This window comes from Halomonas sp. Cn5-12, assembly GCF_021532545.1.
Classification (GTDB): Bacteria; Pseudomonadota; Gammaproteobacteria; order Pseudomonadales; family Halomonadaceae; genus Vreelandella; species Vreelandella aquamarina.
The window spans coordinates 99,801-115,040 of record NZ_JAKGAY010000007.1 but is presented as its reverse complement, the minus strand read 5'-3'; the positions used below and the strand labels follow the sequence as shown (position 1 = coordinate 115,040).

General features: G+C 56.9%; 10 protein-coding genes and 1 tRNA gene. 7 read left to right on the top strand and 4 right to left on the bottom strand.

Annotation, left to right across the window (positions count from 1 at the left end; genetic code table 11):
- Nucleotides 1–115: 115 nt before the first annotated feature.
- Nucleotides 116–1,735: a class I SAM-dependent DNA methyltransferase gene (locus L1249_RS06340; protein WP_062359657.1), complete on the top strand. Its 1,620-nt coding sequence runs from the start codon at nt 116–118 to the stop codon at nt 1,733–1,735.
- Nucleotides 1,735–3,204, top strand: coding sequence for a restriction endonuclease subunit S (locus tag L1249_RS06335; RefSeq protein WP_235253457.1), 1,470 nt, complete (start codon nt 1,735–1,737; stop codon nt 3,202–3,204). The genes L1249_RS06340 and L1249_RS06335 overlap by 1 nt, the downstream gene beginning before the upstream one ends.
- A 615-nt stretch (nt 3,205–3,819) precedes the next feature.
- On the opposite strand, the gene L1249_RS06330 is transcribed toward L1249_RS06335, so the two are convergent.
- Nucleotides 3,820–3,896: transfer RNA gene (locus L1249_RS06330), tRNA-Met, on the bottom strand.
- Nucleotides 3,897–4,172: 276 nt separating this feature from the next.
- On the opposite strand from L1249_RS06330, the gene phbB reads away from it, so the two are divergent.
- Nucleotides 4,173–4,919 (top strand): acetoacetyl-CoA reductase, encoded by a 747-nt coding sequence (phbB, locus tag L1249_RS06325; RefSeq protein ID WP_062359496.1) that lies wholly within the window; start codon nt 4,173–4,175, stop codon nt 4,917–4,919.
- Between the two features lie 105 nt (nt 4,920–5,024).
- Here the strand turns inward: phbB and L1249_RS06320 are convergent, their stop codons facing one another.
- Entirely contained in the window at nt 5,025–7,832 is a 2,808-nt protein-coding gene (locus tag L1249_RS06320) for a DUF349 domain-containing protein (protein WP_235253456.1), read from the bottom strand.
- A 181-nt stretch (nt 7,833–8,013) separates the two neighbouring features.
- Here L1249_RS06320 and minC point away from each other — a divergent pair, with 181 nt between their 5' ends.
- The 4 genes from minC to sbcB all read left to right on the top strand — a co-directional run bounded on the left by minC (nt 8,014) and on the right by sbcB (nt 11,596).
- On the top strand, nt 8,014–8,751 hold the full coding sequence (minC, locus tag L1249_RS06315; protein ID WP_054640813.1) for a septum site-determining protein MinC: 738 nt from the start codon (nt 8,014–8,016) through the stop codon (nt 8,749–8,751).
- 156 nt (nt 8,752–8,907) lie between these two features.
- The gene (gene minD, locus L1249_RS06310; RefSeq protein ID WP_062359492.1) at nt 8,908–9,726 is read left to right on the top strand and encodes a septum site-determining protein MinD; all 819 of its coding nucleotides are present in this window, start codon (nt 8,908–8,910) and stop codon (nt 9,724–9,726) included.
- Nucleotides 9,723–9,974, top strand: a complete 252-nt coding sequence (gene minE, locus L1249_RS06305) for a cell division topological specificity factor MinE (RefSeq protein WP_016915987.1) — start codon at nt 9,723–9,725, stop codon at nt 9,972–9,974. The genes minD and minE overlap by 4 nt, the downstream gene beginning before the upstream one ends.
- Nucleotides 9,975–10,102: 128 nt before the next feature.
- The gene (sbcB, locus tag L1249_RS06300; protein WP_172515356.1) at nt 10,103–11,596 is read left to right on the top strand and encodes an exodeoxyribonuclease I; all 1,494 of its coding nucleotides are present in this window, start codon (nt 10,103–10,105) and stop codon (nt 11,594–11,596) included.
- 13 nt (nt 11,597–11,609) lie between these two features.
- Here the strand turns inward: sbcB and L1249_RS06295 are convergent, their stop codons facing one another.
- Entirely contained in the window at nt 11,610–14,450 is a 2,841-nt protein-coding gene (locus tag L1249_RS06295; protein ID WP_235253455.1) for an insulinase family protein, read from the bottom strand.
- On the bottom strand, nt 14,450–15,136 hold the full coding sequence (locus tag L1249_RS06290) for an SOS response-associated peptidase (protein ID WP_044629627.1): 687 nt from the start codon (nt 15,134–15,136) through the stop codon (nt 14,450–14,452). The genes L1249_RS06295 and L1249_RS06290 overlap by 1 nt, the downstream gene beginning before the upstream one ends.
- Between the last annotated feature and the right edge of the window lie 104 nt (nt 15,137–15,240).

Here is a 15,240-nt window from a genome sequence, read left to right as displayed (position 1 = left end):
TGACATGCATAGAAAACCGGCTTTTCTTAACATGTCGCCCGTAACGTGCAAAGATTTCCGCATTTTTTATACATGAGGCGCTGACCAAGACGGCGCGCCCGGCAAAGGATCACCCATGACCAACAACGACATCGTCCAGAAACTCTGGAACCTCTGCGACGTTCTGCGGGACGACGGCATCAACTACTCGGACTACGTCACCGAACTGGTGCTGCTGCTGTTTATCAAAATGGTGCACGAGAACACCGAAGCCGGCACCCTGAAAAAACACCCGCTGCCGGAAGGCTGCCGCTGGACCGATCTTAACGGCAAATCCGGCATCAACCTGCTGAACGACTACAAGCGCATCCTGCTCAGTCTGTCCACCGGCAAGGATGGCGACGGCACGCTGGTACACGACGACCCGCTGATCAGCGCCATCTACGCCGATGCCCAGACCCGCCTGCGGGAGCCGCGCCATCTGGAACAGATGATCAAAACCCTGGATCAGATCGACTGGTTCAGCGCCCAGAAAGACGGCCTGGGCGACCTGTACGAAGGCCTGCTGGAAAAGAACGCCAACGAAACCAAATCCGGCGCCGGCCAGTACTTCACCCCCCGCGCTTTGATCAACACCATGGTGCGCTGCCTGAAACCGCAGCCCGGGGAGATCATTCAGGACCCGGCAGCGGGCACGGCTGGCTTTCTGATCGCCGCCCACGAATACATCAAAAGCCAGACTGACGACCTGTATGACCTGACCGCCGAGCAAAAACGCTTCCAGACCACCCGCGCCTACGTGGGCATAGAACTGGTGCCCGGCACCCGCCGCCTGGCCCTGATGAACTGCCTGCTGCACGGCATGGAAGGGGATGCCGAAGGCGTGGTGCATCTGGGCAATGCCCTGGGCCAGACCGGTGCCAGCCTCGCCAAAGCAGACGTTATCCTGGCCAACCCACCCTTCGGCACCAGCAAGGGCGGCGACGCCAGCATCACCCGGGACGACCTGACCTACAAAACCAGCAACAAACAGCTGGCCTTTTTGCAACACATCTACCGCAACCTCAAACCCGGTGGCCGCGCCGCCGTGGTACTGCCGGATAACGTACTGTTCGAAGCGGGCGTAGGTACCGACGTGCGCCGGGATTTAATGAACAAATGCAACCTCCACACCATCCTGCGCCTGCCCACCGGCATCTTCTACGCCCAGGGCGTGAAAACCAACGTGCTGTTCTTCACCAAGGGCAGCGCGGCAGACAAGTACCAGGAAGAGAACTGCACCGAAAACGTCTGGGTCTATGACCTGCGCACCAACATGCCCAGCTTCGGAAAACGCACACCCTTTGGTGACCAGCACCTGAAACCGTTTGAAGCCGTGTATGGGGAAAGCCCCAACGGCGACAGCGAGCGCAAAGAGGGCGAATACAGCTTCCATTCCGAAGACATCGAACTGCCCGAGCACAACGACGAAAACGAAGGCGTGGACACACGCCTGGCACACAGCCGCTGGCGCAGCTTCAGCCGCCAGTGGATTGCCGAGCACAAGGGCGACTCGCTGGATATTTCCTGGCTGAAGGACAGTGACAGTGTGGATGCGGCCAATTTGCCGGAGCCGAGTGTGTTGGCGGGTGAGGCAATGGGGGAATTGGTGCAGGCATTGGGGGAGCTGGATGCGTTGATGCGGGAGTTGGGGGCTGAGGAGGAGGCTGATGGGGCGAGGGTGCTTTTGGGGGAAGTGATGGGTGAGGTTAAGTAATGCAAAGCCAACTTCTTCCAGCAAATTGGCAACTGGCCAACCTTGGAGAGATATCTTCCGATATTTCCTATGGTTACACTGCGTCGGCAACCTCTGAGCCAACAGGGGTAAAGCTTCTGCGCATCACAGATATACAAAACAATACTGTGAACTGGCCAAACGTTCCGAACTGCAAAATAGAACCCGAGAAAGTTGGTAAATACAGACTGAAACCGAGCGATCTTGTTTTTGCTAGGACCGGCGCTACCGTTGGCAAAAGCTATCTTCTAAAAGGCGAGATTCCGGAATCTGTTTATGCATCATATCTAATCCGCGTCCGCTGCTTGGAAGGTGTCTCAATAGAATTTTTGGCCAACTATTTCCAATCCCCATATTACTGGCGCCAAATCACGGACTTCAGTGCAGGAATCGGACAGCCAAACGTTAACGGTACAAAGCTGAAAAACCTTTCGGTGCCGGTACCCCCCCTCGCCGAACAAAAAGTCATCGCCGACAAACTCGACACCCTGCTGGCCCAGGTGGAAAACACCAAAGCCCGCCTCGAACGCATCCCACAAATCCTCAAACGCTTCCGCCAGTCCGTGCTGGCTGCGGCGGTGAGTGGGCGGTTGACGGAGGAGTGTCGGGACAAACCGCATAGTAAGAGCAACAGCGTAGAATCAGATTTCGATTTCTTAAAACAAACAGTATTGCTTCCAGAAAGCTGGAGACTGGCAACATTAGGTGAAATTTCAGAAAAAATTCAGGATGGAAATTACGGCGGTGATTACCCAAAAGAACATGAATGGCAAGAAAAGGGTATTCCATTTATAACGGGGACGGCATTAGGTTCGTCAGGCAACATTATCAAAGACAAGCTTCGTCACATTAGCCCAGACAAGCATTCTGCATTAAAAAAGGCGCAAATTAAGCCCGGCGATATAATATTCCCTAACAGAGGCGCAAGAGATTCTCAAAAAAACGGCCTAGACCCAATAAGCTACCTTATTCCCGACAGCATCACCGACGGCAATATAAATCCGCAAATCACGTTGATTAGGACGTCAAGAGAAGTTAGCAACCTTTACTTGAAAGTATTCATGGACTCTTCGCTTTTCTTATCCCAACACAAGGTTGCCACTGGTGGGAGTGCTCTCGCCTTTATCAATCTCTCGAAAACAAAGAAAATTGCTCTACCAGTTCCTCCTCTAGAAGAACAAACCGAAATCGTCCGCCGAGTAGACCAACTCTTCGCCCACGCCGACCGTATCGAACAGCAGGTCAACAACGCCCTGGCCCGCGTCAACAACCTCACTCAGTCCATCCTGGCCAAAGCCTTCCAGGGCGAACTCACCGAGCAATGGCGCAAGGACAACCCGGAACTGATCAGTGGGGAGAATAGTGCGGAGGCGTTGCTGGAGCGGATCAAAGCGGAGCGGGCGGCGATGAAGCCAGCGAAGAAATCCCGTCAAAAGAGAACTACCGCTTGAGCAGTAGACCTGCCTAGGGTTTGTAAGACAGACGAAGTAAGGCATAAAAAAAGCCGCCACGCGTTAGCGTCGGCGGCAGGCTAATTCTTCTACTCTCTAGCGCTATTGTGCCTGCAACATAGGCGTCTCAGGCCGCCAGAAAACGTTTTGCCCAATCCGGCTAAAGCCCCACTGGCTTTTGCTACGAAACGCACGCTGTTGGTTATCTGTCATTGCACTCTGCCCGTCTGCATCACGAATATAACGAGCGAGTGTCATGGCGGCTGGCTGGCCGTAGCGTGCACCCGGTGAAGCACATGTCCAGATATGGCGCAAGGTCATCGCAATATCAGGCTCATGTTGGTCTAAGTAGGCAAGGCCATAGGCACACGCTTCTAGCGTAAATTATTCAACTGCGGGGTAGGGGATTTGCTCGAATTTGATGACGACAGGGAGAGATAAGAAGCGCAAAGAGACGAGGCAGCTTGTTGCCTGAAGGTCGTAGGAAAAAATTGCTGAGGAAGAGAAAAAAGCCAATGTGTCACATATACGTCACAGATGTGTCACAGGAAGTTTGCAGACAAACAAAAACAAAAAAGGCAGATCAGTAAGTAACTGATCTGCCTTTCAAAATATTGGTAGCGGGGACCGGATTTGAACCGATGACCTTCGGGTTATGAGCCCGACGAGCTACCAGACTGCTCCACCCCGCATCAACGTGTGGCGTATTCTACGCATTTTTGACGCTAAGTCAACCCCTCATATAAATCGCTTTCTTGCTGGCAGTCATCTTCATCGTGCTGCAACATTGAGAGAGTAAAGCTATGCTTTCAATCAGCATAACAAAAAGCTTACTGTCGGTGTGTCGCCCAATAGAACAAGCGGCGTGCTGTGAGTGAAAGAAGCGCGAATGCGCTTATTCAGAGTGGCTTGCGACGCCATAACAGTGATTAAAGTCCAAGCCATTTGTCTTATCAGGGAGGTAGTCAATGGCCAATCAAGCCCCCGTCGCCTGGGTAACTGGTGGAACTGGTGGAATCGGAACGGCAATTTGTCGTTCGTTGGCAGATGCGGGTTATCTGGTGGTGGCGGGGTACCATAATCCCGACAAAGCCAAAATCTGGCTGGAAACCCAGCAAGCCGACGGCTATAACAATATCGCATTATCGGGTGTTGATTTGTCCGACCATAACGCCTGTCTCGAAGGTGCCCGCGAAATCCATGAAAAACATGGGCCGATCAGCGTGCTGGTCAACTGCGCAGGCATTACCCGCGATGGCACCATGAAAAAGATGTCCTATGAGCAGTGGTATCAAGTGATTGATACTAACCTTAATAGCGTCTTCAATACTTGCCGTAGCGTCATTGAGGGAATGCTGGAGAATGGCTATGGGCGCATTATTAACATCTCATCCATCAACGGTCGTAAAGGCCAGTTTGGTCAGGTGAACTACGCAGCGGCCAAAGCGGGAATGCACGGGTTAACCATGTCGTTGGCGCAGGAAACGGCCACGAAGGGTATTACCGTGAATACCGTCTCCCCCGGCTATATCGCCACCGACATGATTATGAAAATTCCGGAGCAGGTTCGTGAAGCGATTCGTGAGACGATTCCGGTAAAACGCTACGGCACCCCAGAAGAGATTGGTCGTTTGGTGACGTTCCTGGCCGACAAAGAGTCCGGCTTTATCACAGGTGCCAACATTGATATTAACGGCGGCCAGTTTATGGGCTAAGCCCTACCATTAAGCACCAGCGATCTTTTCACAAGAAAGAAAGCGAAAAACGGGGGGCGATGCGCCTCCCGTTTGCTTTGTGTGCTAGCGCTATGTGTAAGCGAGTTATGGCTGGGGCGGGCGGGCCAAACGGCTCAGTAGGTTATCCAGCTCATTGACTTCTTGCAGCCATAAGTTGTGAGGCATTGGCCCTAGCGCCAACAGCGCCACCAGTACCTCGTCCAGCTCATCCGCTTTACTGCGCTCAGTATGAATGCCGCTGTTTAAGCGCTCAACTTGAATGGCGAGTCGCAGTGGTTCATCACGCTGTTTGACGCTGCCTAAGGCGAGCAATGAAAGATGGACTCTTAGGCGTGCCAACTGCTCTTCTAACGCACTCTGTTGCTCACTTGAAAGTGGCAGTGGGGTAGAGAGGCGAGCGTGATTGCGCTGCTGGTGTGCTTCGTTGAAGGCCTCTGTTAGCTCAATGGATATCTCGCTGGTAGCCTCCACGGCCTGTGCGCCCTCACCATTGAGCGCTTGCTGGTCAGCATGTAAGTGCGCATTCACTAGCGGTAGTAACGCATGCCACTGCTGCACCTGGCCAACAATTTCTAGGCGGCTTAAACGCTCTCGTTTGGCTCGCACAATGCCACTGAGGCGGCGCTGCATCCCTTCGCTACGGCGATTGCGGGGCATAGGCTCTAGCTGGCTGATACTGGCAAGGTAGGTATCTAGCCGCTCCGATTCATCTGCCTGGGTAGGTTGCCAGCCATCCATTTCATCAATAATGGCCTGCAGTTGGTCAAGCGTTTGCTGCTGGCGGTTGGCTTGTTCGTGCTTATGCGCGTCGCGCTGAGCAAACAGCTGGTCGCAGGCGCTGCGGAAGGTCTTCCATAGTGCTTGCTCCTCCCCTTTGGGCGCGCGGCCTAACGAGCGCCATTGCTGCTGTAGCTGCTTGGTGCGCGTAATGCGCGTTGCCAGTGGCTGTTCACTATCGTTTTGCAGTGCTTGCACTTGCCCAATCAGCTCACGCTTTTGTGCGGCGATCTGCTCAGCACGCTGGTCAATGAGCGCCTGCAGGCGGTGACGGATTGCCCCAAAACGGCGGCCAATGGCCTCGGAGTGCTCCCGTGGCACGGGGGAGTAATGGCGCCACTGGTGGCGCGCTTTATCACGAATTTCCCGCAGCATATCGGGGTCGGCATCTTCAGCGGGTTGAGCAAGCAGCGTTTCCAGCTGCTCGCACAGCGCTTCGCGGCCGTGCAGGTTGGCCTCTCGTTCCTGGTCAAGCTGTGCACGCCATGGCGCTAGGCGCTCATGGATCCGGTCAGAGGCCGCTCGAAAGCGGGCTGACTGCTCACGGTTCGCTGCCGCATCACCAAGCGCTTTCCACTCTTTCACCAGTTGGCGATGGTGCCGGTCAAGCGCAGACTCCGCCATATACGGATCGTCTGCCAATGCCTCAATGCTGGCGCAGAGCTGCTCACGTTTAGGGCCTGCTACAAAGCCGCGCCAGTCGCGCAGTTCGGCAAGCCGCGCACCCAGGTGCTTTAAGCGGCTTTTTAGCGGTTTGGCATCGCCGCTTGTCAGCGCTTCAATGGCGGGCTTTAAACGCTGATGTAAACGGCTGGCACTTTTAAATGCTCCACGCTCTAACAGGTGTTCAAAGTTATCCAGCTCAGCGCTAAGCGCATTAAGGGAGAGGTCTGGCTGCTGGGGCGGAGCATGTTGTGTGGCAAGCTGCTTTTGCGCCTGAGCGAGCAGCGATGGGGCCGTCAGCGTCGCTGGCCAGCGGCACTGGGCGACGTGCTCTGCTAGCCCGTCGTGATCGCTGTTGACCAAGGCTTGCTCTACTGCAAGGCTCACGGTTTGCCAACGCTGCCAGGCTTCCATGCTCTGCTCATACTGCTTGAGCGCTTGGCTGTAGCGCTGCTGGGTGGCCTCATTCGGCGGGTGAAGGTCCGAGAGCGACTGCCAGCGCTGGCCCAAGAGCTGGCGCTGAGCGCGCAGGCTGTCAATGTCCTGAGCGGTCAGCTCGTTGGCGTGGGTGAGCCCCTCTAGCGTCTCTTCTAGCCCTTCTAGCAGCTGATCGCGGGTGTTTTCTGCTTCAGCGCGGCGGGCAAGGCTTTGCTGGCGGGCCTGCTCTTGAGTTTCATGGTCGTGGAGCGTTTTGCGGCAGCTCAGCACCGCTTGATGAAAGCGCTGCTCCTGGCTAACGCTGGGCGGATGACTGAGGTGTTGCCACTCTCTTTCTAAATGGCGGAAGCGGCCACCGTAAAGCGGTTCCCAGGGGGCGCGGGCATGCTGCTCTAACTGGGTGAGCAGGTGCTCCCGTTGGGCCTGCTGTTCTGCAAGCCATTCAGCATCGTTACGCAGCTGGGTGAGCTTCTCTTTAGCGAAGCGAACCACCTGGCGGTCACGGCGCGCCTCTTTAAGCAGCCTCTTTAGGTTCTCTTCGTCGTTGACCCGCTCTGCTGCTTGATGACGCACCGCCGCGACGCTGTTATGACACGCCTGCTGCACCCAGTCTTCTTCACTCGTCAGCTGCTTTAGCGCGGTGAGACGTAGCCCCAGGTTATCGCCCTGCATGGCAATCGTATTCAGCAGTCGTTGATCGGTCAGGCTCTCCACGTGAGCTTGGCGTTGCTGCAAGTCTACATGGCCCTCAGCCCCGGTGAGCCGCTGGCAAACGGCGTTGAACCATGCTTCGTCCTGGCTGTGCTGCTCATAGGCGACAAGCAGGCCATTGAGATCGTCAAGCGCGAGCAGCGCCGCTAACTGAATAGTGCTGTCGCTATCGTTGGCGAGAGTGTGTAGGGCCTCCCGCTGCTCTGTTTGCTGAGGGTCAAGCTGATGGAGTGCCTTGCGGCGCACCTCGGGATCGGGGTGTTGCCACCGAGGAGCGAACAGGCGTCGTAACAGTCCGTGCATGGATCATCCTGCTAAGAGGTGCGTAACGTGAAAAAAATAAGACATCGATGAGCAGGCGGTTGCAGTCCTCGTCGCTGTCGCTTAGCTTTGTCGTAGCGCTGTGGGTTTTCCAGCGATTCACAACGCAAAGCGCGAGATTGCGCTACCCTTATCTTACCTGAACATGACATGGAGTTCGGCCATGAGCCTCAACGCCAACAGCGCCGACGTAGCCTTTACCTTCAAGGGCGGCATGCTGCCGATGACCGTCATGGAGTTAACGAGCGCTGACCCGGAGCGTATCCGGCGGCAGCTTGCTGGCAAACTGTCGCAATCTCCCGCTTTCTTTCAGCATACACCCGTTGTGCTTAGCGTGGAAAAACTCGATGAGCCCCACCTTGCGTTAGAGCGGATTTGCGCCGTATGCCGCGACCACAAGCTGTTACCCGTGGCCGTACGTGGTGGTGCTGAGCCGATTCGCCAATCGGCATGGGCGCTGGGGCTTGGCTGGTTCGCGCCAGTTGAAGAGGGGCGCGCACGAGCGTTGGAGACTGTCGCTCCGTTGAACGAGCCAGAAGATGATGACATTAAACCCGCTACTGCCGTTTCCGTAACCACTCGGCTTTACCGGGGGACAGTGCGTTCCGGCCAGCAGGTCAGCGCTGCAGGTAGCGACCTGATTGTAATCGGTGCGGTTAATGCCGGTGCTGAAGTGCTCGCCGCTGGCAGTATTCATGTTTATGGTGCCCTGCGCGGGCGCGCGCTGGCGGGTATTCATGGCAATACCCAGGCGGGCATTTACTGCCGCGAACTGGAAGCAGAGCTTTTATCTGTAGCGGGTAACTATAAGCGGCTGGAAGATATCGACTCGCAGCTTTTAGGGCGCGCTGCAGAAGTCCATTTCATAAAAGAGCAGCTGGAAATTAAGCCGTTGGGGTAAGCCGCTTGGCTGAGAGGCGGTTAATGCTTCATGCCTAGCGACGCCACGGCCGCTATCCGTTACAGTGTGCTGTTTTGATGACATTGATGTTCCCGTTATGCGCGTAGCGCAACGTAATCGTGCTCGCAATGAACGACTTCAAGAAGGAAGTGACTCTTGGCCAAAATTATTGTTGTGACCTCAGGTAAAGGGGGGGTCGGTAAAACCACTAGCGCCGCAGCGATTTCGACGGGGCTTGCGCTACGTGGCAAAAAGACGGTCGTCATTGATTTCGACGTAGGCCTGCGCAACCTAGATTTGATTATGGGCTGCGAACGCCGGGTGGTGTACGACCTCGTCAATGTGATTCAAGGAGAGGCCGGGCTAAACCAGGCGCTGATCCGTGATAAACGTGTCGAAAATCTGTTTATTCTCCCCGCCTCGCAAACCCGGGATAAAGACGCCTTAACCCAAGAGGGCGTCGAGAAAGTTCTTGAACAGCTTAAAGGTGATTTTGACTATATTTTATGCGATTCGCCCGCGGGGATTGAGCGTGGCGCGCAGCTGGCTATGTACTACGCCGACGAAGCGATTGTCGTGACTAACCCGGAAGTCTCTTCCGTGCGTGACTCTGATCGTATTCTGGGGCTGCTAGGTTCGAAAACCCAGCGTGCTGAGCAGAGCTTAGATCCGGTGAAAGAGCACCTGCTGATTACCCGCTATAACCCAGCCCGCGTGACGTCAGGCGATATGCTGACCCTGGACGATATCCGTGAGATTCTGGCAATTGATCTGCTCGGCCTGATCCCCGAATCAGAAGCGGTGTTGCGTGCGTCTAACCAGGGTGTTCCGGTCACTCACGATGCTTCAAGTGACGCGGGCCAAGCCTACACTGATACCGTTTCGCGCCTGCTAGGTGAGGAGATGCCGCTGCGCTTCCATGAAATGCAGCGTAAAAGTCTACTGAGCAGGATGTTTGGGGGTAGTCGTCGATGAAACTGTTGGAGTTCTTGAAGCGTGAGCGCAAGAAATCCGCCTCGGTGGCCAAAGAACGATTACAAATCATCGTGGCGCATCAGCGTAGCCAACGTGGTCAGCCTGACTACATGCCGCTGCTTGAGCGCGAACTGCTCGAAGTGATCCGTCGTTATGTGCATGTGGATGACGACGCCATTCAAATTTCGCTGGATAGCGAAGATAACTGTTCGGTGCTTGAGCTTAACGTCACGCTGCCTAAAAGCTAAACGTTAAGGAGCGCTTAGAGGGGCGGCGGGAAGCGTCGCGGGTGTGCTAGGCTTGGGCTTTTGTTCCCATCCAGCGAATGATGCCTCGGCGCATGGGTGGGCTGTCACGCTCAAGGGAGTTTGCATCCATGGCGCCACCGAATGCCGCCCCTGCCAGTTTTCTCTGGCACGATTATGAGACCTTTGGTGCCGATCCGCGTCGCGATCGGCCCGCTCAGTTTGCTGCATTACGCACCGATGCCGACCTCAACGAAATCGGCGACCCTATCGAGCTGTACTGTAAGCCCGCCGATGATTATTTGCCGCACCCCTCCGCTTGCCTGATTACCGGCATCACGCCTCAAAAAGCGCAGCGTCGTGGGCTTCCCGAAGCCGAGTTCGCCCGTCAGGTGCAGAGCGCCATGAGCGAGCCCGGCACCTGCGTGGCAGGCTACAACAGCCTGCGTTTTGATGATGAAGTCTCCCGCCATCTGTTTTATCGCAACCTGCTTGATCCCTATGCCCGCGAGTGGCAAAACGGCAACTCCCGATGGGATTTAATCGACGTGGTGCGGGCGTTCTATGCGCTGCGCCCAGAGGGTATTGAGTGGCCGCTGCGGGAAGATGGCGCTCCCAGCTTTAAACTGGAGCACCTCACCGCTGCGAATGGCATTGCCCATGAGGGCGCCCACGACGCGGTGTCAGATGTGCGCGCCACCATCGCGCTGGCGCGGCTGTTGAAAGCGCGTAACCCTAAACTGTTCGATTACCTGCTTGGCCTGCGCGGCAAGCGCGCGGTGGCCAAGCAGCTGGACCTGCCCAGTGCCAAGCCGCTGCTGCATATTTCCCGCCGCTATCCTGCCAGCCGAGGCTGTAGCGCGCTGGTGATGCCGCTGGCGGAGCACCCCACGAACCCCAACGGGGTGATCGTTTACGATTTAAGCGTCGACCCCGGCGATTTACTGGCGCTCAGCGCCGAGCAGATTCGTGAGCGGGTGTTCGTCAGCCAGCAGGATCTCTCTGAAGGGGAGGCGCGCATTCCGCTCAAAGTCATTCATATCAACCGCTGCCCGGTAATCTTTCCAGCCAAGGTGTTGAAAGATGTTGAGGGCGAGCAGAAAGGTGAGTACGGCGCGATTGTCGCGCGTCTAGGCATCGATATTGCCGCCTGCCGAGGGCACTGGAAAACCCTACGTGAGGCTAGCGGTTTAGCGCAGAAGGTGGCCGAGGTGTTCAGTGGCGGCTACGAAGAGTCGCCTCAAGACCCTGACTTAATGCTCTACTCCGGCAGTTTTTTCTCTGCCGCTGACCGTCAGCAGATGGAGCGAGTGCTGGCCATGGACCCCTGGGACTTAGTGGGGCAGCGCTTCGCCTTTCAAGACCCACGCCTGGAAGAGATGCTGTTTCGCTTTCGCGCCCGCAGCTACCCCGACACCCTGGAGGGTGAAGAGCGCGAGCAGTGGGAGGCGTTTCGCTGGATGCGCATGAACGATCCCGCGCTATCGGGTTTTACGCTTAAAGCATTTGCCCGGGAAATCGAGCGTTATAATCAGCAAGCGCTAACAGACCGAGAGCGCCAGATACTCGAAGAGTTGGTGATGTTTGTTGAGGCCATGATGCCAGCCCAGGCATTTGATGCCTGAGCTGGCGGTGGGGTTAGCGCGCGTCGAACGGCGTGCGCGCTTCACGGTAGGTCGCGATGTCGCTGGGCGAGTCGCCGGGATTGAAGCGAATATCCAGCTGGCGTGATAGAAGTTCTGGCCATAGCGATTGGAGCTCCTCAACGCTTACGTCCAAAGCAAGGGCTGCTAACTGCTCGCGGCGGTCAAAGCGCACCTCATCGAGCGCGGTGGCCTGCCAATAGCGGTTGGTCATGCTTGGCAGGCTAGTGTCCCGTTGGTTCAGGCGGTCGTGAACCGCTTGACGGTGGGCAGCCAGTTCGCCATTGCTTAGTGTGTTAAGACGCGCTTCTGCGGCTTCCATAAAAGCATCCATGCGCTCGGCAATGGTGCTGCTATCCACATCCGGCGACTGTACGATCAGACTAATGCCCGGGGCTTCCAGCATCGGTGAATAGCCCGCATTGACGATATAACCTAGTTGCTCTTCAGTGCGTAACTGCTGGTAGAACGGCGTGTCTAGCCACTGGGCTAGCACGCTCAAGCGCGCCTGCTCCTCAACGCTGGTATCGCGCCCCTGCAGATAGCGTAGCACCAGCGACTCTTCGCGAGTGCTGTGAGGATGCAGTATTTCCGACTCACTACTGACTTCTAGCGGTGTCAGCGGAGGAATGTCGTCGCGTGTCAAACGTGGCGTAAGCGCACCGCGAATCAGGTTAGCCTGTTCCTGCGCCTGCTCGGCGTTCAGGTTGCCCACCGCCATGGCGTCGATGTACAAATCATCCAAGAAGCGCCGACGGAAATTCTCCAAATGGCGCTTCTCTAGCCGCTGGCTCGCTTCCAGTAGTTCAGCAGTGGACCACTGCGGCGTCAGTAGTGCTTCACCTAGTGCGCGGCTTGCCTGGCCGGTGAGCGATGCTTGAGGGGCGTTACGCCACTCCCGCTGTAGCTGATAGCGCACCCGCTCAAACGCACCGGTAGAGATATCCGCCTGCTGAAGCTGTTCAATGGCTTGCTCGATCAGCGGTGTTTGACCATCACGCCAGCCAGAAAACGACAGCGTCATACCGCGCGCATGGGCGTAAGCGCTAAACGACTGCCCGGCGATCCGCGCGGGGTAGAGCGGCTCATTAAGGCTGTCGTTCAGCCAGCCTGCCAGCAAGCGCGTGAGCACCGCTTCTTCCGCCGAGTAGCTGGCGCTGGGGTGCTGCAAACTCACCCGCCACTCGACGCTGGGCGTATTAAAACGGCTGTCCTGCATGTGCCAAGTGGTAAACGTAGGCGTCTCAATCAAGGCAGTAGGCTGCTCATCCTGGCCCCCCTGAAGGGTGAGGTCGCTGGCAATAAAGGGGTTAGGTTCTGGTAAGGCTAAGCCGCTCAGCGCCTGGCCGGTGGCGGTCGGCGGCTGCTCTTTCCACTGGGTGTTAAACCACGGCGATACGGTGTCGCTTTCGACATCCGGTGCAGAGTAAAAACGTAGCATGTTGTCCTGAGTCAGTGCGTCCAAGTAGCGCTGCTGGCGTTCACTGTCCATGCCGTCCATCCGGTACGCGGCGTACTGCACGTCCTCCACCGGGTAGCGCGAAAGGCTCATGGCTAGGCGGGTGGCCTCTTGCTGGGGGGCGCCGTGCTGCTGAAAGCGAAATGCCTGCTCGCTAAGGCTTTTCTGCTCGTCGTAGCGCCACTCGGCCAGCCCGTCGGCGCGAATCTGCTCGATCGCGGCAAACAGCGTGGCTTCGATGTCGTCAAGGCGTTCGGCACCTGCGGGCGTCAGGCTAATGGAGACGGTAAATAGTGCTTCATTGCCATCACCGCGGCCCACACCCGCTGAGAGCCCGTCGGCTAGGCCCGCCTCACGCAGCACGGCCAGCAGGCTACCGTCACCCTCATCGCCCAGTAAATGCGCAATGAGCTGAGTTGGCTTGGTGCGATACTCGTCGGTAGGGTCGGGAATCGGGAAATAGAAACGCAGTTGGCGACGATCCTGCAGCGATTGTCGCTCTACGTAGCGCGGCAGCGTGTCGGGGTCGATCAGCGGTGCATCAATGGTGGGGGCGCTCAAATCATGATCGGGAATATCGGCAAACCGCTCCACCACTAGGGCTTCCAGCTCGTCCAGCGGTTGGGGAGCTACCACCGCCAAGTTCATCACGTTGGCATCGTAGTAGCGGTGGTAGAACTCGATCACCCGCTCGCGCAGCGTTGCCTCGCCTTCTGGGTCGGCTAGCGTGTCTCGGCTGCCCACCGCAAACCCTGTAGTGGGATTGTCAGGGTTGAGTAACTGGTTTAGCACATCGTTCTCGCGGCGTGATTCATCGCGAATACGCGCCATGTACTCGGAGTGAACGATATTGCGCTCGCTCTCCAAGTGGTCAGCATTAAACAGCGGCGAGAGGAAAAACTCGCTAAAGCGGTCTAGTGCGCCGGGCAGTGCTGAAGGCTCAATATCGAAAAAGTAGTTGGTGTCCTGCTGGGCCGTGAAGGCGTTATGAGAGCCTGCGTTGTCGGAAATATATTGCTGGTAGGCATCCGATTGCGGGTAGGGTTCGGTGCCCAAGAACAGCATATGTTCCAAAAAGTGCGCCAGCCCCTGCAGGTCGTCTGGGTCCTGGGCGCTGCCGACCCGCACGTTCATGGAGGCGGCGGCTTTATCAGCCTCCGGGTCGCTCACTAATAGCGCCTGCAGGCCGTTTTCGAGCGTTAAAACGCGGTAGTCGCGGTCATCAAACGGGCTCACCTTGGGGATGGTCACATCTGCCACCGGGCTCTCTTCCGCCCATGCGCTGGGGGCGGCTATCCAGAGCAGGCTGATGGTCAGGCCGAGAACGGCACGCCGCGCCTTGAGGCGGGGCGGAATAGCGTAAGTAGGTCGTAACATTACGGCTCCTGTGACACGGTCCAGCGCAGCATCGGCCCTGTGGGGTGTGCGCAAGAGGGTGACTGGTAGGCAGGGTTATTAACATGCTTTGATACCGGAAAAGCGCCCAACAGTTCCAGCGGTGCCGGTATCAATAGTGGTGTTAGCGACGATAAATCAGTGCTGGGGTCTAACCATTGCGTCAGCGCTTCCGGTGGAATGATCACCGGTAGACGGTCGGTGAGCGACGATAAGCAAGCGTTGGCGGGCACACTGATCAGCGCTGTTGAGTCGGCAAACGTAGTTAACGTGGTGTGATAACGGCACCATAGCGCGCCTAGCAGCAGCGGCGCACGATTCACCTGGGTGACCAGAAACGGCTGTTTGCTGCGGGCCTGGGGCTTCCAGACGTAAAAGCCGCTGACCGGAATTACGCAGCGCCGGGCGCTAAAGGCCTCGTGAAACATGGCCCGCTTGCTCAGTGTTTCCGCCCGCGCGCAGTGGGGGGCGTGGTCGAGCACTTTGAGCCACGGCGGCGTCAGCCCCCAAAACAGTGGCGTGTGTGTTAAGCGCCCCTGCTCAAGGCGGAAGGCCGACACAGGTTGACGCGGGGCTAGATTGGGCGACTCAATGAGTGGCTCGGTGCTCTTCAGGTCTGGCGCAAGGCGGGCGAGCGATAGGCGCTGTACGTGTAGGCGTCCCGTCATGCCGATCTCCTTAATGCGCGATGCCTGCGGCGCTGGTACAAAATGGCGAGGGGGAGTAGTAATACGTTAAATGTCGCGTTTTAGTGTCGAAAACAGTGTTCGAT

What these genes read in the sequence shown, in the direction of transcription:
- L1249_RS06340 (WP_062359657.1), top strand. Translation starts at nt 116, where the DNA reads ATGACCAACAACGACATCGTCCAGAAACTCTGGAACCTCTGCGACGTT.
- L1249_RS06335 (WP_235253457.1), top strand. Translation starts at nt 1,735, where the DNA reads ATGCAAAGCCAACTTCTTCCAGCAAATTGGCAACTGGCCAACCTTGGA.
- phbB (WP_062359496.1), top strand. Translation starts at nt 4,173, where the DNA reads ATGGCCAATCAAGCCCCCGTCGCCTGGGTAACTGGTGGAACTGGTGGA.
- L1249_RS06320 (WP_235253456.1), bottom strand. Translation starts at nt 7,832, where the DNA reads ATGCACGGACTGTTACGACGCCTGTTCGCTCCTCGGTGGCAACACCCC.
- minC (WP_054640813.1), top strand. Translation starts at nt 8,014, where the DNA reads ATGAGCCTCAACGCCAACAGCGCCGACGTAGCCTTTACCTTCAAGGGC.
- minE (WP_016915987.1), top strand. Translation starts at nt 9,723, where the DNA reads ATGAAACTGTTGGAGTTCTTGAAGCGTGAGCGCAAGAAATCCGCCTCG.
- sbcB (WP_172515356.1), top strand. Translation starts at nt 10,103, where the DNA reads ATGGCGCCACCGAATGCCGCCCCTGCCAGTTTTCTCTGGCACGATTAT.
- L1249_RS06295 (WP_235253455.1), bottom strand. Translation starts at nt 14,450, where the DNA reads ATGTTACGACCTACTTACGCTATTCCGCCCCGCCTCAAGGCGCGGCGT.
- L1249_RS06290 (WP_044629627.1), bottom strand. Translation starts at nt 15,136, where the DNA reads ATGACGGGACGCCTACACGTACAGCGCCTATCGCTCGCCCGCCTTGCG.